The organism is Desulfospira joergensenii DSM 10085 (assembly GCF_000420085.1).
Taxonomy (GTDB): domain Bacteria; phylum Desulfobacterota; class Desulfobacteria; order Desulfobacterales; family Desulfobacteraceae; genus Desulfospira; species Desulfospira joergensenii.
Genome location: NZ_ATUG01000001.1, coordinates 443,492 through 465,651, shown reverse-complemented (window position 1 = coordinate 465,651; position 22,160 = coordinate 443,492). Strand labels below are relative to the sequence as shown.

The window sequence follows — 22,160 nt, the reverse complement described above, 5'->3', positions numbered from 1 at the left end:
TAAAATCGGATGACAGCCTAATTCATTTGATCTTTTAAATCAATCGCAGTTGGCCTGCTCCCTTGCGGTCCGCCCTTGTTTTCGGCTAATACATATTGATAATGCGTTAACAAGATTCACCTCTAGGGGACTTGCACCCCATAAGTTCACCATACATAATAGTGGGGGATAAATTATGAAAGTCACCATAAAAGGTCGAGTTACAATTCCTCAAATAATTCGTGAGAAATTGGGGATCACCCCTGCATCGGGAATTGATTTTATTGAAGAAAAGGGTCGTGCTTGTTTGGTGAAAAAGACCAACAACAATATTCGAAATCGAAAATTTTTGCTTAGTTGCCTGATTCGATAATCAATTTCAACGGCACAACTCGAACTATATTAAAATGTGAAATAGAGCAATCAATACCAAAGATACACAATACCCTCTCCTTGAAACCAAACTTTACATCTCTCAACTGCGGCCTGATTTTGTTCGACGCGGGCATCTGATCGAGCGGCTAAAAAATTGCCATTCGCAGAGCCTTGCGCCTGGCCAAAGGGAATCGTTCAACAGCAGCCGTGTTTTTAGGTATCGGGCGCAGACTCTGTATGATAAATTGAATTTGTACGGAATAGAAGAATGAGGATGTTGAACGGGAGAATCCGATGCCGCGGGTGAATGGGCAGCAGCATCGGATTGGGTGAAACAGCCTAAAAATTTAACTTACAATGGCGCCGGCCCGAACCCCTTTCAGATAGTTCATGCAATAATCGTCATGGGAGAGCAGCATGTCAGCCGTTCGGATGGTGGCCATGATTTTGGCATCCAGCGGATCGATAATGGCCGAATCCATGCCCGCATCCATCATCAGGGAGACAAAGGTTCGGTTGATGATATGACGCTGGGGCAACCCGTACGAGATGTTGGACAGGCCGCCGGTGATGTGAACTTCGGGAAAAGCAGCCTTGATGGCCCGGACAGCATCCAGCACCATGACCCCTTTGTTCGAATCGGTGCTGATGGGCTGGACCAGGGGGTCCATATAGATGGATCCCGTGGGAATACCGATCTTGTTGAGTGCTTTCACAAGTTCCCTGGCCCGGTTCAAAATGTCAGCGGCAGAGCCGGGCATGCCGGCATCGTCCATGCACAGGGCAATCACCTTGCATTCTTTTCCTTCGAGAAAAGGCATCATGGCATCAAATCGGTCTCGTTCCAGGCTGATGGAGTTGATCATGGGGGTCTTTTCCACCATCTTAAAGGCCATTTCCAGGACGGCCGGGTCCGGGCTGTCCAGGGTGAGGGGCACGGTGGAAATGGGCTGAATGGTGTCCAGCAGCCAGCGCATGTCCTCTTCTTCATGGCCGATGCGGGCACCGGCATTCACATCAATAAAGTTGGCCCCGGCCGCCTGTTGTTTTTTTACATCATCGATAATATAGGCAGCATCCCGCGCTGCCACGGCGGCCTGAACCAGTTTTCTGGAGGTGTTGATTCTTTCGCCTATTACTTCAAACATGGGTATCTCCTAAGGTTTATCCGATCTAATTTACCTGATTTAATTTATCGGGTCTCGTTTACCAGGGCTTTGGCCAATTTTGAGGCGGCACCGGCGTCGGCGGCAAACCCGTCTGCACCGATCTCATCGGCAAAGGCCTGGGTGACGGGGGCTCCGCCCACAAGAATCTTTACCTGGTCCCTCAGACCGCTTTCCACAATGGCATCCACGGTTTGTTTCATCATGGGCATGGTGGTGGTCAACAATGCTGACAAACAAACGATCTGGGTATTTTTTTCTTTGATCATGGCCACAAAATTTTCCGGGGCAATGTCCACGCCCAGATTGTGAACTTCCATGCCGGCGCTTTCCATCATCATGGCCACCAGGTTTTTACCTATATCATGGAGATCTCCTTTGACCGTGCCGATAAGAACAGAGGCGCCAGTGGCGGACTCTCCTTCTCCCAGCAGGGGTTTTAGGACGGCGACGCATTGTCCCATGGCCTGGGCAGCCATGAGAACTTCCGGGATGAACATGTCACCGTTTTCCATTCGTTCACCCACAATATCCATGCCGGCAATCAGGCCGTTGTTGAGAATATCACTGGCGGCGATCCCTTCTGTGATGGCGGCATTTACAAGTTGTGTCACTCGGTCTGTATCACAGGCGACCAGGGCATCTATCATTGAATTGAAATCAGTCATTTTTTTCTCCTTTAATAAATATTTTTCATATAATAAATATAGCTGAGGTCTTTACATGAAACTCCCACCGAAATGTCATCATCAGGAGCGTTTTTATTTCCGTTGTGGCCGGGAGCCCATAACCTGCTCCGGCCGTGCCGGTTATTGAAACTTGGAGAGCAAATCCAGTACATAAAGGATATCTGTTGATGTATGGCAGGCGTTAATCTGAAACCGAATGGTTTCGTCTCCCCTGGGGACTACCGGGAAGGTAAGTCCTACGACCAGAACACCATTTTCAAAAAGATATTTGACAAGATCCTGGGTTTTTTGGGTTTCTCTGACCATAAGGGGAACCACCGGGTGGGGTCCTGAAATGGATTCCAACCCTAAATTTTCCAGCCCTTTTCTAAACTGGGCCGTGCGGTCTTTTAAATTTTCCAGCAGTGACAATCCTTCATCGCTGTCGCAGATGTCAATGGCAGTCAGGGCTGCGGCACAATCCGCCACACTTAAGGGATTGGTGTAAATATAGGTGTCTGCTTTCTGGCGGACCGATTCTACGAGGGCGTGACTGCCGGCGATAAAACCGCCGTTTACACCAAAGGCCTTGCCAAAGGTTCCAACAACAATATCCGGCCATGCATTGCAATGGTCCGAAGTTCCCCGTCCGGTGTCCCCATAGGCGCCGATGCCGTGGGAATCATCGACGATGGTAATAACGCCATCTTTGAACTTGTCATCATAGGACCTGCAGATATCAACAATTTCATGGATGGGTGCGAAATCACCCCGCATGCTGAAAATCCCGTCAAAGACCACCACCACCCGTTCTATTTCAGGGCGGACTTCTTCAAGACATCGTCTTAGGTCAGTCATGTCATTGTGTTTGTATATCCCTTTGTTTTCACTGGGTATGTTGGTGATACGCATGGCCCTGATGATACTGTTGTGGTTGAGTTGATCTCCGATCCAATGGGTTTTTTTATTGGAAATGCTCAAGGCCAGGCCGCAATTTGAGGTATAAGCCGAATTAAATATTTTGGCCCCGGGTTTTTTCACAAAGGCGGCAATTCTTTTTTCAAGAGCGATATGATGGCTAAACGTACCGTCTATAAAACGCACAGCCCCCGGCCCCACACCAAAATCCAGAGTTGCTTTGTCTGCCGCGGCCACAAGGCTGGGATGGTTGGACAATGAGAGGTATGAATTGGAGTTAAATCGGATAAATTCCATTTCACTGCCCTTAAGCCTATACCGGGGGCCTGTTTCACCCCTGGGTGGAATATATTTTTCAATGATTCTTTCCGGTGGTTTTGTCCTGCCGTCTGCCGATAAGCTTTCAAGCTCAAGGTTTAGCGCTGAATCAAGTTTGTCAGTACTCATGGTTTTTACTCCGATCAAAATAAAATGTGTTCTATTCTTTTTCGTCCCAGTCCAGGATGACTTTTCCGGATTGCCCGGACCGCATCATCTCAAATCCCTTCTCAAATTCGGTATAATGGAACCTGTGGGTGATCAAAGGAGAAATATCAAGTCCGGTCTGAATCATACTGGTCATTTTATACCAGGTTTCATACATTTCCCTGCCATATATGCCTTTGATGGTTAGCATATTAAAGACCACCTTATTCCAGTCTATCGGTGTTCGGTCGGGCATGATACCTAGAAGGGCAATTTTTCCACCGTGGCACATATTGTCTAAAATGGTGTTCAGCGCCGCAGGATTGCCTGACATTTCCATGGCCACGTCAAACCCTTCTTTCATTCCCAGTTTTTGCTGGGCATCTTCAAGGGTCTCACTCCTTACATCAACGGTCAGGGTTGCGCCTGATTTTTGCGCCAGGGCAAGACGATATGGATTGACGTCGGTCACAACGATATGTCTGGCACCGGCATGTTTGGCAATGGCTGCTGCCATGCATCCAATAGGACCGGCACCGGTAATGAGAACATCTTCTCCCAGGACATCAAAGGAAAGTGCCGTGTGAACAGCGTTCCCCAATGGATCAAAACAAGCCAGCACATCTTGGGGAATGGTTTTGTCACAATACCAGACATTTGTAACCGGAATGGCCAAGTATTGGGCAAATGCGCCGGATCGATTTACACCCACCCCCTTTGTATCTTTGCACAGATGCCGCCGACCGGCCAGGCAGTTCCGGCATTGTCCGCAGATCAGGTGCCCTTCTCCGGAAACCAGATCTCCGGGCTGAAAATCCGTCACCTTCGACCCTATTTTTTCAATGGTTCCCACAAATTCATGGCCAATGTGCATGGGAATCGGAATGGTTTGCCGGGACCATTTATCCCAGTTATAAATATGGACATCGGTGCCGCAGATGGCGGTCTTTGAGATTTTGATCAATACCTCATTGTAACCAATGTCTGGAATGGGAACCTCCTGGAGCCAGAGTCCTTGTTCCGGTTTTGCTTTCACAAGCGCTTTCATTGTTTTCATCATTTTTTGATCCTTTTTGAATAGGCGTTTTATCCCAGAAAAAACGCCGGAAGAAACAGGGAGATCTGGGGAAATACCGTTGTCAGGATCAGGGTGGGGATCCAGGCAAATAAAATATATATCAGGGTTGGCTTCAACATTTCAGGCACCGGTGTTTTCCCGACCCTTGCCCCCAGGTAAAGCAAGGGGGCCGTGGGAGGCGTAATTGTCCCCATGCCCAGGTTGACGCCCTGGATCGCTGCAAAATGAATGGGGGAAATTCCCAATTCCATAACAACGGGAATAAGAATCGGTGTTGATATTAATATACCACTGGCATCATCCATGAGCATGCCGATGATGATCATTAAAATGTTGACCATAAACAACACCACCCACTTGTTGTCGGAGATGCTGTATAGAAAATCCAGAGTGATTTGGGAAAAATCTTCAAAAACAAAGAGACGACTCATGATCATCACCACAAAAAGCATGACCATGAACACCCCGGAGGTGACCGAACTTTCCAGGCTGGCTTCAATAAAGTTGTTTCGATCAATTCCTTTGTAAACAAATCGCCCCAATATCACAGCTACCAGGACAGACATTCCGGCCGCCTCGGTCGGGGTAACAAAACCGCCATATATGCCGCCAAGAACGATGATGGGCATGGTCATGGCGGGACTGGCAAATTTGACTCTTTTGGCAACAAAATCAAGGGTCAGGGGTTTTTCAAGCTCAGGGTCCGTGGCAACTTCTTTGTTTCTCAGCAAAAATAAGCTGACAAGAACCAGCAGGGTCATCAGAATGAAACCCGGAATTACGGTTGCCAGAAAACACGCCAGTACGGATTGCTGGGCAATCCAGGCAAAAAGAATCAGGTCCGCACTGGGAGGAATTAAAAGTCCCAGGGGAGAGGCATTGACGACAAGGGCGTTGGCAATCGCACGGGGATAACGGTCCTTATACATCTTGGGCAATAAAATAGAACCCATGCAGGAAAGGGTCGCAGCTGCCGAGCCTGAGATTGATCCGAATGCTGCCGAACCGACAACCGCGACGATGGCAAGGGATCCATGTACTTTTTTGAACATCATCTCAGCCATTCCGATAAGCGGTTCGGCAATCTTTCCTTTCTGAATTAAGGCACCGGAATAAATGAACAAGGGAACCGCCACAAGCACCATATTGTTCATGCGGTTATATCCTGCCGGCAACAGGGTGGCCATGTTATAATCTCCGACCAGGGCAATAAACAGGGTGGCCGCGCCAAAGGTGAAGACGATGGGTACACCGATCATCAACAAAACAATCAGCACACATACTGTTCCAAGAACAATCATTTTTTCTCCTGAATATTGTGTTGAAATAAAATTTTTAAGAGCAGGACATAGTGGGCCGTGTTATATACTGCCATCAGGATAAAGGACAGACATACGATGGATTCGGGAATCAGGAAAGGAATCCGCCAAACCGGTGTGACAGGCCAGGCTTTGATGCACCACTGGATCATTAAAAATCCCCAGTAAATGAAAACATAGCTCATCACAAGCTCAATGGTCTTCTGGATGAACAATAAGTGCCCCAACCCCCCCCGCTTGGCCATCAGTTTTTCCATAAAATCTGCTGAAATATGGGATTTTTCAAAACTGCCCTGGGCAGCCCCGATAAAATACAGAACACAGGCGGTGATGAGGACAAACTCTTCAAGCCCGAAAAAATCCAATTTGAAGAAATACCGCATGGCAGCGGCAATACAGATGGCAGTTGTGATCAGAAGAGAAGCGGTGACAAGGCAACACACATGAAATTTTTTAAATTTTTGCCAGAGGACAGAGGTGTCTAAAACAGTCTGGTATTTTGCCTGAATCTCTTGGGTGCTTAATTGAGGGGAACTCATTTTTCCTCCATTTAAGAGAATGTGCAGCCTTGGAAAACGTATGTTCTAAGAACTGCACATGGTATTAATCCGTTCATAAATAAAAAACGGTATTATTGGATATCTTTATCCAGGCGGTCCATGATATCTTTCCCCAGGGTCTGGGTGAGTTTGGGCCACACTTTATCATGGACTTCTTTGGCAATGGTTCGGGTTTCATCTTCTGTCAGTCGGATGATTTTTATGCCCTTGTCTTCCATCTGACTGATAAATCCCTCATCATCTTTTCTGGCATTTTCCCGGCTGCTTGCGGCGGCGGTTGTAAATGCAGCGGCAAAGATTTTTTGTTCTTCCGCACTTAAACTGTTCCATTTGTCCATGCCCATGATATAGGCTGTGGAATCAACGGTGGTGTTGTAGGGGATGTAATATTTAAGCAGGTCCTTGAATGCGATATAGTTCCAGGAAGGTGTTCCGGCGATCCATCCGTCGCATACCCCGGACTGCATGGCAGGGTAGAGATCTCCCCAGTTAATGGTAACCGTATTGTAATTGAGGGCTTCTGCTACAATTTTCCAGGTTTCAATGGGGGGAACGCGAATCATGGTATCTTTTGCAACATTGATGTCTTTGGGGCTTTTAGGCTCTTTCACCATTCCCACACCTGCAAATCCCTGGACATCAATACCCAGCAGTTTAATGTTGTGTTTGGCCAGGAGTTCTTCATAGATCTGGTAAAAATTTGACCCCTTGGCATACACGCGATCGATGTCATCGTAGGTGGCTGCAAGACTGGGTATGTATACGATGCCCAATTGTTTGTCCAGCTGGGGCGTGATGGAGATGTCAGCAAGTTCAATGGCGCCCTGGGCGACCTCATTGAGGACCAGGGTATAATCTCCCAACTGACTTGCCGGGTACACCTTTAGTTTGAATTTGTTGTCTGTGTTGCCGTTGATCTCTTTGGCCGCCGCCTTCAAAATCTTTGTGCTGGCATGGTCAACCGGTGCGATCCCCGCAATTCTCCAGCGTTTTGCCGCAATTGCGTTTCCAACTGCCAAGGTTACAATCAGTGCTGATACCATTAGAATTAGAATTCTTTTTTTCATGATTTTCTCCAATTTTTTCTAGGGTTATTGTTAACTGTATTTGTTCAGACAGCTGGAAGCGTTGCGGGATCCAGCCCCCTTTTTTTCATGAACCGATTCATCTCCTGTAAAATACTTTCTTCCATTTGAGGTTTTTCATAGGCTTCCAGCATTTTTCCCCGGGTTTCATCAATGTTGTTTAAGAGTTTTCCTTCCGGTGTCATACCGTTTAACCCGCCCCGAAGGGCCACATCCGGATTCCATGTCAAGGTTCGACATTTTTTCATCGTATCCATGGAGGTCAGGAAAAGTCCGCCCGGACCCACTTCTTTTATCAAATCAAAATTTAATGTTTCGTCGCTGACATCAAGGTCATCCAGATAAAATTGAATCATCTGAATCATTTCTAAATCCATGATGAATTTCTCAAAAGAAATGCCTGCAAAACTGTCTAAAATGCCTGCTCCATGGACAATGAGGCTGACGTTGTTCTGCATTGCTGTGAACATGGCGAGCATGCTCTCATACCCTGACTGTGCAGATAACGCCTTGGCATCATTGGTCGTACCTCCGGCCCGGGAGGGCAGACCATAAAAATTGGCCAGGGCTGCACAGTATTTTGCCTGGAGTGCGTAGGCCGGAGAACCAATGGAAATATTTCCGGTTTTCATATCTGCACCATAACATTGCAGCCCAAAAATGGCCGGGAGTCCTGGATTGAACAGTTGCGTCATCATGACAACCCCAAGCGCTTCTGCCGTGGCCATGGCCAGATTGCCGGCCAGATCGATGGGCCCTGTCGTTCCGGCTGCCACACCGGGAGACACCATGACCGGCTGATTGTAACGGGCCGCGACTTCAATGGAACCCAGTAGCATTTCATCTACCTGGAGGGGGCTGACCGGGCTGACCATGGTGACAACCCTGGGAGATTGCTTTAACTGATCCGTACCTCCCAGCCGTATGGCCGTCAGTCTCATGATATCTTCCACCTGTTCTTTTGTTCCGGGCATTCCCATAATGCATTTGTCAGAGTAGACCAGGGTTGCATAGTGCATGGCCAGATGACTCTTTTCAGCAGCGATATCCGTGGGCTGGGCCAGGATACCGCCATTGATACCCAACAAAGGAGTTTGCTGTACCAGTTTGATAAATTCCAGGTGATCCCGGTATCGGGCATCCCGGACATCTCCCTTTGCATTTATGATTGAAGAACACCCATATCCCGCGGCAATTTTAGATTTGCCTTTGCCAATTTCCATGGTATGGGCTGAATCGACACCCTCTAAGGCAAAAGATTCCGGCGCTTTTTCAAGCAGCTCCCGGACCTGGTCCCCGGAGAAAAAAATCCTTCTGCCCTTGATCCGACCTCCTTTTTCGGCCAGAATTTTTAGGTATCGATCACTTAAAATTCTGATCCCAATCTCATCAAGGATCTTAAGCGCCATCTGGTTCAGTCGTTCAATCTTTTCGTCGGGGGTCTGCCTGTTCATGGGTTTTTCCTGAATTTTACCATCGTAATTTGGGTTCATCACCATCAGCCGATAACCGAGTAGGTACTGTTGGGATTCAATTCCCGGTTTCTGGAAAATGTACTCATATCAAGCGAAATACCTGTTTTCGGAAGCATAAACTGCAGCGGTTGTGCATCGTGATCCAACCCATTTTTTTCACATTCTTCGATGAGCTCACTCATCATCATCCCGGCCACAGGTGCATTTTTGTATTGATTCCCGGAGGATCCCACCGCCATATAGAAACCGGCAAGATCGCTTTTGTCATAGATGGGAAGCCAGTCGCTGGAAACATCGTACAACTCGGCAAACCCCTTGTGCATGTTGGGAATACCCAGGTCAGGCAAGCGTCTTGCCGCCCGGTATACCTGGGCCGTCCACTGGCTGTCGGTGGTGTTTCTATTGAATTGGTCCGGGTCTTCCACCCATTGATGGGTATCGCATTTGGGGTCTTCACTGCCCACAAGGATAGAATTTCCCACCTCCGGACGCATATAGATCCCATTGTCGCCGTCGGAAATCTGAAATCCATTGGTTTCAAAATCAAAACCTGCCGGTGAAGGGACATAGGCAACTTCGTGACGTTCTGCCCGGGTTTTGATTGTGTTGTTTTCTTCAACGCCTGCCATTTGGTTAATGACACTGGAGTGGGGGCCGGCCACATTGATGACAACCTGGGTTTCAATGTGTGTACCATCCTTTAACATAACGCCGGTTACCCGGTTGTTCGCCCGGAGAATCTGTGTCACCTCGGCATTGAACATAAACCGGGCGCCTTTGGCTTCAGCTGCCATCTGAACATTGTGGGTGGACAGCTTTGGGTCGGACATATACCCTGCAGCGGGGCAATACAATGCACCCTCAATGGTCGTATCCCGTTCATCAAAAAAAGCCTCATCCTCTTCCGGTCGCGTTTGGGGCCAGAACTCACGATTGCTCATTATCGGTAAGCGTTCCGAAAGGGTTTTTATATCCCAGTCCTCATAGGGAACCCCTACCGTATCCCAGTGTTCAAGTATCTTTCTCCAGTTTCTGTCCTGTGATTTAATCATAACGGAACCGCACTCATTATACTTCGCCATTCCCCAGGAATCATCTACCTGACAATACTCTTTCCAGTTTTGCCAGATATCAAACCCTTCCCAGGCAAAGGCAACCCCTTCAAGTGTGGAGTAGTGAGCACGGACAATGGCACAGGATCCGGCGGTAGAACCGGCACCGGAATCGCCGTTCTTGTCAATACTCAATGTCTTGTATCCCTTCTTGGACAATTCAAAGGCGATGCAATTGCCAATGATCCCGCATCCGATAATAACCACCTCTATTTTTTTAGACATCTTTTCTTCCTGTAGTTGTTTTTTTAAAAAAATTTATATTAAGCTATTGTAATTTAGGAATAATTTTCCGAATCCATTTTGGGCAGAATGATTGCGCCGGATCCTAAATTCCCTAATAAAGGGTGTTGAAATCGATGACGCAATTTTAACGTTATCCGACAAATTTTCAGTATGTTAGTAATTGAAAAAGCCTCTGTTTAGTTGTATCTTTCAAGCGCCTAAACAAAAAGGAAACAACACCACAGAGGCTTTATGCATACAAAAAATATCAGGCGAATCATCACAAAGCAATTGAAAAAGAGTTTTCCGAACTGGAAAAAGATGACAAGGAAGTCCAAAAAAGAGCTGACAAAGCAAATCATGATGGAAGTTTTGGATAATTATGATTATTCTCAAACCTTGGACATCCCCATCGAAGAACTCATAGGAGTTGAAGATCAGGCCCCCTCAGCAGAGATTCGTAGCCTTCCTGAGATGGCGTCCTACATTGAAAATTTTCATTCCGACAACCTGTTTCATTTTGACACCCTGAAAAAGCCATACCCTGAAATTGTAGACCCGGAATTGCAGTTTGTTGACCAACTTATAGACAACCAGATTATCAACAGCTTGATTGCGCCTGACGGATATTCCGCTGTGCACAGGGATATTCAACCCTACCAGTTATTTCGGATGGAGCTTTTAAAAATAATCAAATACCCTGAAATCAGTTACAGGAAATTTTGCAGCGATGAATATTTTGGCAGGGAACGAAAGCAAAACAGGCGTTTTGTGAGACTGCCTTTAAATACCAAACACCAGGCAGATCATACTGAATTGTGTCACTTCCGGCGTGGCCTGAATTTCAAACAATTGATGAATGTCCTGGTATATTTCCTCCATCATTTTTATAAATCAGGCTGTCTGGAGAGTGCCGTTATCCATGGTGTTGATTCCAGTGAACTGCCGTCTGAAATCAATTACCCCCTTTGCACAATTCAGGTCAAAGGCAAAAAAATACGAATGTATTCCGATCCGGACTGTGATTGTGGAAAACGCCGGAATAAAAGGGATAAATCGTATTACGTCATTGGCTACCGGCTTCACACCCTAACAGCCATCAACCCATCGACAGGCCATAGTTTTCCATTGGTATCCCTAATCGGGGCGGCAAATCATCATGACAGCCTGTTTTTAAAACCGTTGATCAAGCTTGCTCAAACATTGGGTATTGATATCAAATTGATAACCGCCGACCAGGCTTATCACGATAGTGATGGTTCGGTTCTCAACGAAACCGGTGTCTATGTCGTCACCCCTGCATCGGAGAAAGCCAAACTTCCTGACAACGTTTTGGAATCGCCATTAAGGGTTGCCTGTAATGATTCTTGTGAGATTCCAATGCAGTTTTTGGGATCGACACCGGAAGGCCACGAATTTGGATGTGATGCCGTTCCGGGTGAGTGTGCGTTTGAATCAAATTGTTCAAAATCAAGGATCGTTGATTTTGACAGCGGCTATTTTCAACCAATGCCGATTTTTCATAGCGGATCTCAAGACGCAATCGAGATCCGGAAAAACTGTGAAAGGCCCTTTAATCTGATGAAAAAAAGAGAAGGCCTCGAACAAACACGGGTAAGAAGCCAGCATGGTGTGATTGTCCGATCAACTCTGACGACTATCGTAACATTGTTGATTGAAATGGCCGGAACAAGGCATAAACCAATGAAAAAAGAAGATGGGCAAAAGGAGTTGTTTGCTGCCACAGGATGAATTGAACGTTCAATGCGGGATTTTTTCTGAGCCGATTGATCGGTCGCTATTGGTATATCTGAATACAACAAAGGCCGCCGTCTGAAATAGATTTTATGCGGTAAAAAACAAAACCAGATATTGCTACGGTAAAAGCCGGACAATCTGACATTGGAAAAAAGAATTACAAACGCGTGGGGCACCTATAACGAAACAGAAATTTGAACGGTTTCAACACCCTTTAATAATTAAAAATTTTTTGTTTTATGAATTCGAAGTACGTTGTGGTAATTTTATTCTTTTGCCGTCAGCTCTTTAACACCCGCATCCCGTATTTTCCTGATTTTTGTCAGAACTTTTTCCGGCAAAGGCGGTACCTTGTGATTCTCAAGGATATCGGCCAGGCGTTCCTGAATTCTTTGTGCCATATCCTTTTCACCGTTTGCCTTCCAGCGTTCATAGGGTTCCCGGGTCAGCAGTTTTGAACCCCAGACAGCTTCTCGGCAATGGGTCAGGGTGTGTTTGTGGGCCAGAAAATGACCTCCGGGACCGATATCTTCAATCACCTGCCGGGCGATGCTTTCCGGGTCCACCCGGATGCCTTCCATGAATTTTCGGGCCATCCCGATGGCCTCATTCCCCAATATCAGTTGAGCTGTGGAACAGACCATGGCCTGATCAAGGTACCCCACATCATGGATCAGGTTGAGCCCGGCAAGGGCCTGGGTGATGATGGAAAATCCGCTTTCAAGACCTGCCTGGGCATCCAGTACTTTTGAATCGCTGCAGCCTGCATACCCCCAGGTTGGCAAATTAAAGGATTGGGCAACTTCTGCCTGGGCAGATATACCAAGACTCATTTCCGGATATCCGACACCAAAGACACCTGATGCCATATTTAAAATCTGGACATTCCCGCTGAGGCAAACCGGACATCCGGGTTGCCTTAGCTGGGCCAATACCAGGCACATCAATGATTCTGCGGTGATCATCGTAATAACACCCGCCATGGTAATCGGGCCTGTGGCGCCCATCTGGACGGCAGGTCCCGGCACCTGGGGAATAAAATGATCCGCAGCAGCAAATATACGATCAATGGTTTCATCCGGCTGAACAAGGGGACTGATGGGTTCAGGATAGACCGCAAGAAACGGCTTTTGCCTGAGTTTGTCCATTCCACCGGCAATTTCAGCTGCCATTTCAAATACCAGCTGGGTTCCTCTGCCGGAATACCCCAGAAAAACAATTGGTTTTGTCGTATTGGTGACAACCGCTTCAAAATCGTAAAGATCCGACGCAATAGAAGGAACATCCTGGGATGAGCCCATGGGCATGACCCAGTCAATGTTTTCACAGGCATCTGCAACTCGCGCACCGATACCAATATCTTTAACGGTTGTGGGATGAATTTCCCCGGTCAGTGCATCCTTTGTTCTGGGGCTTCCGGTGGAGGTGCCAAAATAACTTTTACGACCTTCTATTTCAAGGGCCCGGTTTCCCAAACGGTCATACAAGGTAAATCCATTTGGTGCCGTGACCAAACATTGTTTAACAATATATTCAGGAACCCTTACATGCTCACCTTCCACAACGGCGCCTGCCTTCTTGAGCATGTCCCTTGCGCCGGCATGCAACACCTTGAAACCGACACTGAACATAATATCAAAGGCAGCGCGTTTTATTTCAAAAATTTGGTCTTCGGTTAAAATTTTTAAATGGGGTCTCGATACTTGTGTCGATCCGGAGTTTATCATGTTGTCTCCTCTTGATAGATCCTGGGATTGTTTTTTACTATGTTCCAAATTGCTAAAAGTCCATCTTTTACAGATACCAGGGGATATTTTATGTGTCAAGTAAAATTATTTATTTTTTATGAATAATCCATATTTTTTGATAAAAAATATGGATTATTCATAAAAATGCATGTTCTTTTTTTAGGAAGATGTGCTTTGGTAGGAATAATACGTTCTAAATTCCATAATTTGAATTTTATAGCTATTAAATTTATGATGTATTTAGAAAAATTACTATATTTTATATAAAAAGGATATATACACATTCCTTAGAACCCTTAGACAAAACTATTTTTCTCATGGTTAAATAAATGGAAGGAAATAAAAATGGCATTAATAGATTACAATTTGGATGATATAGAGATAAATATCATAAAAGCCCTTCAGATTGATGCAAGGAGGCCTTATAAAAGCATTGCAAAAGATCTGGGTGTATCAGAGGGCATTATTGACAATAGGGTGAACCGATTGCTAAAAAAAATATCCTTAACCTGGAAGTCCGCATAAACCCATTTGTTTTCTCAAATAAGGTAAGTGCCTTGCTGGGTATAAATTTGATAACCAGATCCCATACTGAAACGATTGCTGAAATAGAGAAGCTACCCGAGGTAAATTCAGTTTGGGTTACAACAGGCAAATATGATCTCTTTCTGGAGGTATTGGTTGATTCTGTAAATGATCTGAATAATTTTATTTTTGGCGGTGGACTCAGTAAGATTGAAAATATTTCTTTTACCGAAACCCATATCATGCTTCATTCTGATACAAAGTATTTTAAAATTTCTTGAAATAGTTGGATCTGAGCGGTAGAGTGGGGATTTGATGCTGATGCCGAAAAACGGTCAGCAGCATCGGATTGGGTGGAACAGCCTATAAATTTAACTTACAATGGCGCCGGCCCGAACCCCTTTTCAGATAGTTCATGCAATAATCGTCATGGGAGAGCAGCATGTCAGCCGTTCGGATGGTGGCCATGATTTTGGCATCCAGCGGATCGATAATGGCCGAATCCATGCCCGAATCCATCATCAGGGAGTTCTTTTGTTACGGTGGAAAATGAATTAATAAATGTTCAGCAGGGACATGAACCGGATTTCTGTGACAGCAGCGCTTGCATCCATTCTCTTTCGTTCTTAAACTCTGAGCATGGATCGAGTTGGTCCTAAACATAAAATTCTTGTTGAGGAGAATAAGATGTGTGCAAAAAAAAGAACCGCGGCCCTGCTTCAGTCATTGGGATGGTTGCTTCTGGCAATGCTTTTGGCTGGCTGTGCCGGTAAGGCCTTTACTCATAAGGGGCTTTGGTTTGGGAAGGAAGATCGTATCCTTCTCCAGAAGACTGAATCCCAAAAAGGAAACTGGCAGACCCGTGACGTGGACATTGAGTATAGCTTCCAGCGGGATGCACAGGATCTTCAGATTTCCGGTGAAGTGAAATTGGGCGATTATCTGATCAATGGATTCACCACACTGGATAAATTCAGACTCAATCTGTATGCCCTTGATGCCGGTGGATTTGTCCTGGATTCCGGATCAATAGCTTTTTTCGGTCATGGCCTCTATCTTGGCGGTCCGGGAAAGATGACCTTTACCAGGCGTTTGCCAATGCCTGCAGATACGGCGGCCATTACATTCGGCTATACCGGCAGGGTCTCAGATGGCAGCAAAAATTCAGAGGGGAGAATTGATTGGAGTTTCTGGAAGCAGCCAGGCACCCCGCCCCCGGAGTGAAACGATAAAAAAGCCGGAGGATTGGGAATACAATAGCGGTCGGAGAACATTTTTACATGCAGGTTTTCACAAAAAATGAAACCTTTTAAGCCAGGAGGGGAAAAATAAATGGCAAAGAATGAAGGCAATCAAAAAACCAGAGGCCGATGTCTGTGCGGGCAGGTGGAATTTGAAATCCAGGGAGATCTGAGGGATGTTGTCAATTGCCATTGTTCAAAATGCAGAAAATTCCATGGCAATTATGGGGCATACACCAGCGTAAAATTCGAAAACCTGAAATTCATCAAGCAGACGGGGTTGAAGTGGTTTAAATCTACCACTGATGAAACGGACAATGTCCGCAGGGGGTTTTGCTCGGAATGCGGATCATCGCTTTTCTGGCATCCGGAAGACCAACCCAATATTGCAATAGCGGCAGGTTCCCTGGATTCTCCCACAGACCTCAAAACAATCGGCCATATCTGGTGCAGTCAGATAGGGGATTTTTATGCAATCAAGGATGATCTTCCGCAGTTTGGGAAGAGATGGTCTGACTAAATTGAAAACCAGGCAATTGAACCCCCACAAAATCTGCAGCTGGAATTCCCAGGCCGACTGCAGGGACGGTACAGATACAGATGATTTAAATTGCAGGTTCAGCTATAAAAGTCTGTTGCAGTTCTATTTGATTTTTTTCCCTTTTGCCATTCCTGCTGTGATCGGCATCCGCCAAAGCGGATATTCTCCCTATCTTTTCGGCTGGCTGATAATGGCTGTTGTTTTTTTCGGATTTTGGGAAATCTATATCCTTTGCAGCCACTGCCCGTATTACGCATTAAAAGGATTTATCATAAAATGCATTGCCAACTAAGGATGTCCGAAGTTCTGGCAATATCAACCCGGACCGATTACCAGATCCAAAAAGATCCAATTGGTCATGGGGTTGATCATTATGAGCGCATATCTATTTTTTTTTATGATCCTTGGGCGGCAGCCATTGTATGTTCTTTTGTCCCTTGGGGACCTGCTCCTGCTCTTCTTTTTCGGCGTATTGTTCAAATTCAAATGTACAAAGTGTATCAATTTCTCCTGTGTTTTCAATCGAGTGCCGAAAAGAAAGGTAGATGCATACTTAAAAAGAAATCCTGTCATGGCCGATGCATGGGAAAGAGCTGGATGGCAAATAGAGAACGACAAAATTTCATGACAGGCACATCAGAACCGGATGGCCATGCAGCCAGAAACTGCGTTGTCCCCGGCGAGTACAGAGACCATGGTGAAAGGGCAATATCATCGAATGGACTATTTTGAAGCAAGGATGATAAGATGATCGTGCATAAGGTGGTAGTGGGAAAGCCGCCAAAAGATCGGGCGGTGAAAAGAGAACATAAGAAGATCTATGTTGGTTGTGCTGGATCTGATATTCGATACCGGGATATGCTGGTCAATTTCAGGCATAGATGGGAATTTTATACGAATCCCACAATCGATTTTCTCACATTTGATCGGAGCAGGGCAGGGGAGAAAGATCAAAACCAGGCCCTTGAAAAGATCATCCGTGAATCAGATGGTGTGATGTTTATTGTTTCAGCAGATACCGCCAAGGATTCATGGGCCGTCTGGGAGATTGACTGTGCGGTATCCAACGATGTCCCCATTGTCGGCGTGGATATCGGTAAAAATCCTGAAGGCCGTATTCCAGAAAAACTTGTAGGAAAGATGACAAGATACGGATGGGAATGGTTTGCCGATTTTATCAACAGGCTGTAACCCGCGGGAAAGAAGGTAGGCTATGCTTTTTAAGTAGTACCCGGTCAAAGAAGGCGGACCGCGTCTTTGGTCCGTTCTCAGCGGCGGCATTCCCGTAAAACCCGGTACGGACTGAATCTGTTCCGGGTTCAGTATTCATGCAGGATTCCATAGGGCTTGAAATCCGCGGGTTCTTTTTCTATAACCTTTCCTGATGTCGACCCAATTTAGGATCAGACCATGAACGTCCTGCAATCAAAACTTCAGCCGCCCAAACGACCCGATATTTTACATCGCAAACGGCTGACCCGGATATTTGAAAAATTCGAGCACAGGAAATTGTTCACCGTACTGGCAGGGGCCGGTTTCGGAAAGACAACCCTTGTGATCGATGCGCTCTCCCAACTGGACATTATCCCTGCCTGGTATCGCTTGGATCAACAGGATACGGATTTTCATGTCTTTATTTCATACCTTTATTCAATGGTTGAACAGCGGTCCGGTTCAACGGACAAGGCCTCTGAGTCTGTCCGCCTGCCGAATCCGGGGATTAAAAATCGAACCGCGGTCCTCACGGAATGGCTGGCATTTCTTCAGGCCAGGATCAGACAGCCCGCCGCCATAATTCTGGATGATTACCATCTGGTTCAGGAAAATGCAGAGATCAATCAGGCCGTTGATTTTATTCTGCCGCGCCTGCCCGGGCACATCCATCTGGTCATCATCGGCCGGAAAAAACTGCCCCTGGCATTGTCCCGTCTCAGAGCCCAGGATCAGCTCGTTGAGATCAGCGAAGAAGACCTGGCTTTTTCCAATTCTGAAATCAAATCCTTTTTTCTTTGTCATTCAAGGATGAGCCGGAAGGATATTGACGGCATTTATAGCCTCACAAAGGGATGGGCCGCAAGCCTGGTCCTTTTGAGATATACCTTTGGAAAACAGGCTCAAAAAAGTATGTCTGATAGCCTTGATCACATCCGGAAAAAACCGGAATATATATTTTCCTACCTCAAGGAAACTGTTTTTGATACCCAGCCGGATCCTGTCAGACACTTCATGATGAAGGCGGCGCTGTTGCCTGAAATTAATGCCCGGCAGTGTGAACGCATCTTTAAGGTCAACAACGCCCGGCTCCTCCTGGAAAAGATGATTGAAGATCATCTCTTGATTTTCCCTGTGGATGATTCCGGGGAAGTCTTTTATCTTCATCATCTGTTCCGGGATTTTTTACGGGAACAATTGAAAAAAAATTATTCTGTTTCCCAGGTTTGTCATCTTCATTGCCGCATCGGTGAGGCGGCAGAGGACTACGATGTTTTTCAGGCCCTGCATCACTTTGTGGAAGGCCGGGATTTTGAAAGGGCCGTGCAGATTATTCAAACCCATGAAATGAAATTTCTGCTCGGGGGAAAGATCCATTTTCTGGGCCGGCAGATTGAAAAAATTCCCGAACAGATCCTGAAAAATAACCCCCAGCTTCTGCTCTCCCTGTCCAGGCTCCATTCCCATTACGGTGATCCTGAAAAGGCCATTCAACTGATCTCCCGGGCCCTTAAATTGTTTAAACAGCAGGAAGCAAAAGATCAGATGATCTCCTGTATTATTGAACTTGGCTCCCAATACTACTATTCGGGTCATCTGAAAGAGGCCAAGCTGTTGATGGAACAGGTATTGGAGGATATTCCCCCCCAATCCCAGACCTATATCATGGCCATGACCTTTTTGATCTTTTTTTCTTCTGTTCTGGGGGATTTTAAAGGATCGGAAAAACATGACCAAAATGCCCGGAAAGCCATCTCAGATTATCCTGTTTTTGAGAAAAAAATAGCCACGGCCCTGTTCGATACCTCCCTGAGCCATACCCTCTACTTTGCCGGGGAATTTAAGCCGTCCCAGCAGCTCTGCAAGATCCTCTTGAAAACAGTTCTGAAACTGAATATCGAACCCTGTCTGCCGCTGGTCTATTATCAGTTGAGTGCCAACAGCTATTATCTGGGAGAATACCAGAAAGGCTGTGATTATGCGCAAAAAGGTATTGAAGTCTGTGAGAGAATGTCCCTTGCCGACAGCAGAAAAGCCTGGGTTTACCTGGCCTGGGCACAAAACAGCCTGGGGCTGGGAAATTTCCATGATGTTTTCAATAAAATCAATGAATGCACACCCCTGTTTGAACAGCCGGGGAACCGGTGGGGACTAGCCTCCACTTTGGATTGCCTTGCCTCTGCCTATCTTGCACAACAGAAAATTACACCTGCGAAAAAAGCTCTGGAAAAAGGGCTGGACATGATCAAGGGATATGGGTTGAAAGTCACCCGGAGCATTCTTGAAAATTCATTATCAAAAGCTCTACTGGATGAAGGAGAATTTCAGGCCGGACTGGAAAGGCTTCTCGCTGCAAGACCAAATTTAAAAGGGGCGGCATATCATCTGTTTACCAATTACCTGCTCTCCGCCCGCGCCCTTGCCGGCTTGGGCAATCTGGAGGAGGCCTGCAAACAGATGGCCAAGGCCGTTGACCTGTCCAGGATTCATTCCTATGATCCCTTTCTTGTCAAGGAAAAGAACTGGATCATTCCCTTGCTGGAGAAGGGCCCTGATATCTCCGGTCGGTCTGGTTCCGGGGCAGGGGCGCACCTTGAAATGCTATTCGGAAACGAGCTAACCCCGGTCCCTGCCGTCTTGGAAATCTGCCTTTTGGGACCTTTTCAATTGAGTATCAACGGCATGGAGATCCCTTTATCCGACTGGAAAAGCGCCAAAGCTCTGATGATCCTGAAGTTTCTTGCGGCCAACCATGGCCGGGGATATATCCATCGCGAAGAGCTCATCGAATTCCTGTGGCCGGAACAGGATCCGGACAAGACGGCTGCCCGGTTCAATATGGCCATGAGCGCATTAAGAAAAACCCTTGAGCCGGATCTTTCTCCCAAGGCGGCTTCCGCATATATCGACCGGAAAAAAGATACCTACCGGCTCTTTGCCGATAAAAGGGTCAATATCGACAGTGAAGCGTTCTCTTCTCTGCTTTCAAAGGGAATGGCCACGGGAGACCGGGAAGGGAACTCAATTTCATGCTTTCTGGATGCCGTTGATCTGTACCGGGGGGACTTTCTTGAACAAGACCCCTATGAAGAGTGGTGCATGGAAAAGAGGGAGGCCTTTTCAAAGGATTACGAATCTGCCCTCCGGGCGGTCATCCGGATTTTTGAGCGGGAAAAAAATCTGGATCAGGCCGTTTTTTACGCTGAAAAATTGTTTGCAAAAAATCCTTTGGATGAACTGGCCGTTGAAAAACTCATGGTTTTTTATGCCGAAACCGGCCGGTTTTCCAGGGTAAAGCACACCTATGACACCTATGCCAGGGCCGCCCGTCACCTGGATCTTCCGGTGAGTGAAAAATTATCAGCCTGCCGGCGCGATTTAGTCAAAATTTAGTCCCATACCGTATACCCTCTTTTATTTGATGGTTTGGAAATATCATCTACTCATATTGGGGGGCTGACCATGCTTGAACTTGCTTTTAATGGAAACAAAAGATACTGGATCTGGCTGTCCGGACTTCTGGCCGTCATGGCCGTGGGCGGATACTATTACCTGGAACAGCTTAAATACGGACTGATGGTGACCGGGCAGAGCCGGGATGTGTCCTGGGGGTTTTATACGGCCCAGATGACCTATTTTGTCGGCGTGGCCGCCGGCGGTGTCATGCTGGTTCTGCCCTATTATCTGCACAATCACAAGGCCTTTGGAAAGATCACCGTACTGGGTGAATTTTTGGCTGTATCATCCCTGGTGATGTGCCTGTTATATCTTCTGGTCCACCTTGGACAGCCCATGCGGGCGCTGAATGTATTTTTGCATCCCACCCCCTGGTCCATGCTGTTCTGGGACGGAAATGTCTTGTTCGGCTATCTGGTATTGAATATCATTATTGGATGGAATGTCCTGGAGGCGGAGCGAAACGGCTGTCAGGCCCCTTCCTGGGTTAAACCCTTGATCTATATTTCCATTCCAATGGCCTTTTCCATCCACACGGTGACCGCTTTTATCTATTGCGGATTGCCAGGGAGGGGATTCTGGCTCACCGCGGTTCTGGCTCCCAGATTTCTGGCTTCGGCATTTGCGGCAGGTCCGGCCATTTTAATTTTATTGTGCCTGTTCATCGGAGAAACAACCCGGTTTGATCCGGGAATAAAGGCCGTCCAGACCCTTGCCCTGATCGTCGCCTATTCGCTTATTGCCAATCTCTTTTTTCTGATCTGTGAAGTCTTTGTGGTATTTTATTCCGGAATCCCGTCCCATATGGATCATATCAAATACCTCTATGTGGGGCTTCATGGCCACCACGCCCTGGTCCCCTGGATGTGGACCTCTGTGTGTTGCATGGGGCTGGCCGCCATTCTTCTGGTGATTCCTTTCATGAGAAAAAACAATACGATCCTGATTCTCTCCTGCATCCTCGTCGTTGCCGGGACCTGGATCGATAAGGGCCTGGGAATGATTGCCGGCGGATTTATCCCTTCGGCCCTGCATCATGTAACCGAATATATCCCCACGCTCCACGAACTGGCCATATCGGCAGGGGTCACAGCCCTGGGGCTTTTTATCCTGACCCTTCTTTTTAAAATTGCGATCAGCATCAAGGAGTATAATATCACGGGCACCCTTTGACGGGAAAAAGATCAATGAGCGGGAACAGGCAGATGGCGCCGGGTATAATACTCAAGATGATCTTTTTGATTTCTCCGGTTG

Annotated in this window: 21 protein-coding genes; 10 read left to right on the top strand and 11 right to left on the bottom strand. The window is 46.7% G+C overall.

The genetic code is table 11. The features are described from left to right. The first annotated feature begins 175 nt into the window (after positions 1-175). Both F608_RS35555 and F608_RS37295 read left to right on the top strand, forming a co-directional pair. Positions 176-352, top strand: coding sequence for an AbrB/MazE/SpoVT family DNA-binding domain-containing protein (locus F608_RS35555; protein ID WP_084680957.1), 177 nt, complete (start codon positions 176-178; stop codon positions 350-352). Between the two features lie 173 nt (positions 353-525). Next, entirely contained in the window at positions 526-603 is a 78-nt protein-coding gene (locus F608_RS37295) for a hypothetical protein (protein WP_425248191.1), read from the top strand. Between the two features lie 98 nt (positions 604-701). Here F608_RS37295 and F608_RS0102255 read toward each other — a convergent pair whose 3' ends face one another. The 9 genes from F608_RS0102255 to F608_RS0102215 form a co-directional block, all read right to left on the bottom strand. Continuing rightward, a complete protein-coding gene (locus F608_RS0102255; RefSeq protein ID WP_022663987.1) occupies positions 702-1,502 on the bottom strand; it encodes a methyltetrahydrofolate--corrinoid methyltransferase in 801 nt (266 codons plus the stop codon). A 44-nt stretch (positions 1,503-1,546) separates the two neighbouring features. Next, on the bottom strand, positions 1,547-2,188 hold the full coding sequence (locus F608_RS0102250) for a cobalamin B12-binding domain-containing protein (protein ID WP_022663986.1): 642 nt from the start codon (positions 2,186-2,188) through the stop codon (positions 1,547-1,549). A gap of 141 nt (positions 2,189-2,329) precedes the next feature. Continuing rightward, complete coding sequence (locus F608_RS0102245; RefSeq protein ID WP_022663985.1) at positions 2,330-3,553, bottom strand: aminotransferase class I/II-fold pyridoxal phosphate-dependent enzyme; 1,224 nt, start codon at positions 3,551-3,553, stop codon at positions 2,330-2,332. Between the two features lie 31 nt (positions 3,554-3,584). Beyond that, positions 3,585-4,631 carry an L-threonine 3-dehydrogenase gene (tdh, locus tag F608_RS0102240; protein ID WP_022663984.1) on the bottom strand — a complete coding sequence of 349 codons (1,047 nt, stop codon included), beginning with the start codon at positions 4,629-4,631 and terminating at the stop codon, positions 3,585-3,587. Positions 4,632-4,657: 26 nt separating this feature from the next. Further along, positions 4,658-5,950 (bottom strand): TRAP transporter large permease, encoded by a 1,293-nt coding sequence (locus F608_RS0102235; RefSeq protein ID WP_022663983.1) that lies wholly within the window; start codon positions 5,948-5,950, stop codon positions 4,658-4,660. Beyond that, positions 5,947-6,507: a TRAP transporter small permease gene (locus tag F608_RS34320; RefSeq protein WP_022663982.1), complete on the bottom strand. Its 561-nt coding sequence runs from the start codon at positions 6,505-6,507 to the stop codon at positions 5,947-5,949. The genes F608_RS0102235 and F608_RS34320 overlap by 4 nt, the downstream gene beginning before the upstream one ends. Before the next feature lie 92 nt (positions 6,508-6,599). Beyond that, positions 6,600-7,595: a TRAP transporter substrate-binding protein DctP gene (gene dctP, locus F608_RS0102225; protein WP_022663981.1), complete on the bottom strand. Its 996-nt coding sequence runs from the start codon at positions 7,593-7,595 to the stop codon at positions 6,600-6,602. Between the two features lie 44 nt (positions 7,596-7,639). Beyond that, positions 7,640-9,067, bottom strand: coding sequence for a trimethylamine methyltransferase family protein (locus tag F608_RS30410; RefSeq protein WP_022663980.1), 1,428 nt, complete (start codon positions 9,065-9,067; stop codon positions 7,640-7,642). A 44-nt stretch (positions 9,068-9,111) separates the two neighbouring features. Next, the gene (locus F608_RS0102215; RefSeq protein ID WP_022663979.1) at positions 9,112-10,425 is read right to left on the bottom strand and encodes an NAD(P)/FAD-dependent oxidoreductase; all 1,314 of its coding nucleotides are present in this window, start codon (positions 10,423-10,425) and stop codon (positions 9,112-9,114) included. A gap of 252 nt (positions 10,426-10,677) precedes the next feature. Between F608_RS0102215 and F608_RS0102210 the strand changes: the two genes are divergently transcribed. After that, positions 10,678-12,177: a hypothetical protein gene (locus tag F608_RS0102210; RefSeq protein WP_022663626.1), complete on the top strand. Its 1,500-nt coding sequence runs from the start codon at positions 10,678-10,680 to the stop codon at positions 12,175-12,177. A gap of 272 nt (positions 12,178-12,449) precedes the next feature. Here the strand turns inward: F608_RS0102210 and F608_RS0102205 are convergent, their stop codons facing one another. Continuing rightward, positions 12,450-13,958, bottom strand: coding sequence for a trimethylamine methyltransferase family protein (locus tag F608_RS0102205; protein WP_425248189.1), 1,509 nt, complete (start codon positions 13,956-13,958; stop codon positions 12,450-12,452). Positions 13,959-14,276: 318 nt separating this feature from the next. Between F608_RS0102205 and F608_RS36780 the strand changes: the two genes are divergently transcribed. Both F608_RS36780 and F608_RS36775 read left to right on the top strand, forming a co-directional pair. Beyond that, positions 14,277-14,456 (top strand): AsnC family protein, encoded by a 180-nt coding sequence (locus tag F608_RS36780; RefSeq protein ID WP_022663977.1) that lies wholly within the window; start codon positions 14,277-14,279, stop codon positions 14,454-14,456. Between the two features lie 32 nt (positions 14,457-14,488). Continuing rightward, positions 14,489-14,737 carry an Lrp/AsnC family transcriptional regulator gene (locus F608_RS36775; RefSeq protein ID WP_022663976.1) on the top strand — a complete coding sequence of 83 codons (249 nt, stop codon included), beginning with the start codon at positions 14,489-14,491 and terminating at the stop codon, positions 14,735-14,737. A gap of 82 nt (positions 14,738-14,819) precedes the next feature. Here F608_RS36775 and F608_RS36065 read toward each other — a convergent pair whose 3' ends face one another. Continuing rightward, on the bottom strand, positions 14,820-14,978 hold the full coding sequence (locus tag F608_RS36065) for a hypothetical protein (protein ID WP_022663975.1): 159 nt from the start codon (positions 14,976-14,978) through the stop codon (positions 14,820-14,822). 165 nt (positions 14,979-15,143) lie between these two features. Between F608_RS36065 and F608_RS0102190 the strand changes: the two genes are divergently transcribed. The 5 genes from F608_RS0102190 (at position 15,144) to dsrP (ending at position 22,079) form a co-directional block, all read left to right on the top strand. Then, positions 15,144-15,680, top strand: coding sequence for a hypothetical protein (locus F608_RS0102190; RefSeq protein ID WP_022663974.1), 537 nt, complete (start codon positions 15,144-15,146; stop codon positions 15,678-15,680). 108 nt (positions 15,681-15,788) lie between these two features. Next, positions 15,789-16,217, top strand: a complete 429-nt coding sequence (locus F608_RS37290; protein ID WP_022663973.1) for a GFA family protein — start codon at positions 15,789-15,791, stop codon at positions 16,215-16,217. 768 nt (positions 16,218-16,985) lie between these two features. After that, positions 16,986-17,429 carry a TIR domain-containing protein gene (locus tag F608_RS0102170; protein ID WP_022663970.1) on the top strand — a complete coding sequence of 148 codons (444 nt, stop codon included), beginning with the start codon at positions 16,986-16,988 and terminating at the stop codon, positions 17,427-17,429. A gap of 219 nt (positions 17,430-17,648) precedes the next feature. Further along, positions 17,649-20,843, top strand: a complete 3,195-nt coding sequence (locus F608_RS0102165) for an AfsR/SARP family transcriptional regulator (protein ID WP_022663969.1) — start codon at positions 17,649-17,651, stop codon at positions 20,841-20,843. A gap of 69 nt (positions 20,844-20,912) precedes the next feature. After that, a complete protein-coding gene (gene dsrP / locus F608_RS0102160) occupies positions 20,913-22,079 on the top strand; it encodes a sulfate reduction electron transfer complex DsrMKJOP subunit DsrP (RefSeq protein WP_022663968.1) in 1,167 nt (388 codons plus the stop codon). The last annotated feature ends 81 nt before the right edge of the window (positions 22,080-22,160 follow it).

Coding starts and splice junctions, on each gene's coding strand:
- F608_RS35555 (WP_084680957.1), top strand. CDS start 176: ATGAAAGTCACCATAAAAGGTCGAGTTACAATTCCTCAAATAATTCGT.
- F608_RS0102255 (WP_022663987.1), bottom strand. CDS start 1,502: ATGTTTGAAGTAATAGGCGAAAGAATCAACACCTCCAGAAAACTGGTT.
- F608_RS0102250 (WP_022663986.1), bottom strand. CDS start 2,188: ATGACTGATTTCAATTCAATGATAGATGCCCTGGTCGCCTGTGATACA.
- F608_RS0102245 (WP_022663985.1), bottom strand. CDS start 3,553: ATGAGTACTGACAAACTTGATTCAGCGCTAAACCTTGAGCTTGAAAGC.
- tdh (WP_022663984.1), bottom strand. CDS start 4,631: ATGATGAAAACAATGAAAGCGCTTGTGAAAGCAAAACCGGAACAAGGA.
- F608_RS0102235 (WP_022663983.1), bottom strand. CDS start 5,950: ATGATTGTTCTTGGAACAGTATGTGTGCTGATTGTTTTGTTGATGATC.
- F608_RS34320 (WP_022663982.1), bottom strand. CDS start 6,507: ATGAGTTCCCCTCAATTAAGCACCCAAGAGATTCAGGCAAAATACCAG.
- dctP (WP_022663981.1), bottom strand. CDS start 7,595: ATGAAAAAAAGAATTCTAATTCTAATGGTATCAGCACTGATTGTAACC.
- F608_RS30410 (WP_022663980.1), bottom strand. CDS start 9,067: ATGAACAGGCAGACCCCCGACGAAAAGATTGAACGACTGAACCAGATG.
- F608_RS0102215 (WP_022663979.1), bottom strand. CDS start 10,425: ATGTCTAAAAAAATAGAGGTGGTTATTATCGGATGCGGGATCATTGGC.
- F608_RS0102210 (WP_022663626.1), top strand. CDS start 10,678: ATGCATACAAAAAATATCAGGCGAATCATCACAAAGCAATTGAAAAAG.
- F608_RS36780 (WP_022663977.1), top strand. CDS start 14,277: ATGGCATTAATAGATTACAATTTGGATGATATAGAGATAAATATCATA.
- F608_RS36065 (WP_022663975.1), bottom strand. CDS start 14,978: ATGATGGATTCGGGCATGGATTCGGCCATTATCGATCCGCTGGATGCC.
- F608_RS0102190 (WP_022663974.1), top strand. CDS start 15,144: ATGTGTGCAAAAAAAAGAACCGCGGCCCTGCTTCAGTCATTGGGATGG.
- F608_RS37290 (WP_022663973.1), top strand. CDS start 15,789: ATGGCAAAGAATGAAGGCAATCAAAAAACCAGAGGCCGATGTCTGTGC.
- F608_RS0102170 (WP_022663970.1), top strand. CDS start 16,986: ATGATCGTGCATAAGGTGGTAGTGGGAAAGCCGCCAAAAGATCGGGCG.
- F608_RS0102165 (WP_022663969.1), top strand. CDS start 17,649: ATGAACGTCCTGCAATCAAAACTTCAGCCGCCCAAACGACCCGATATT.
- dsrP (WP_022663968.1), top strand. CDS start 20,913: ATGCTTGAACTTGCTTTTAATGGAAACAAAAGATACTGGATCTGGCTG.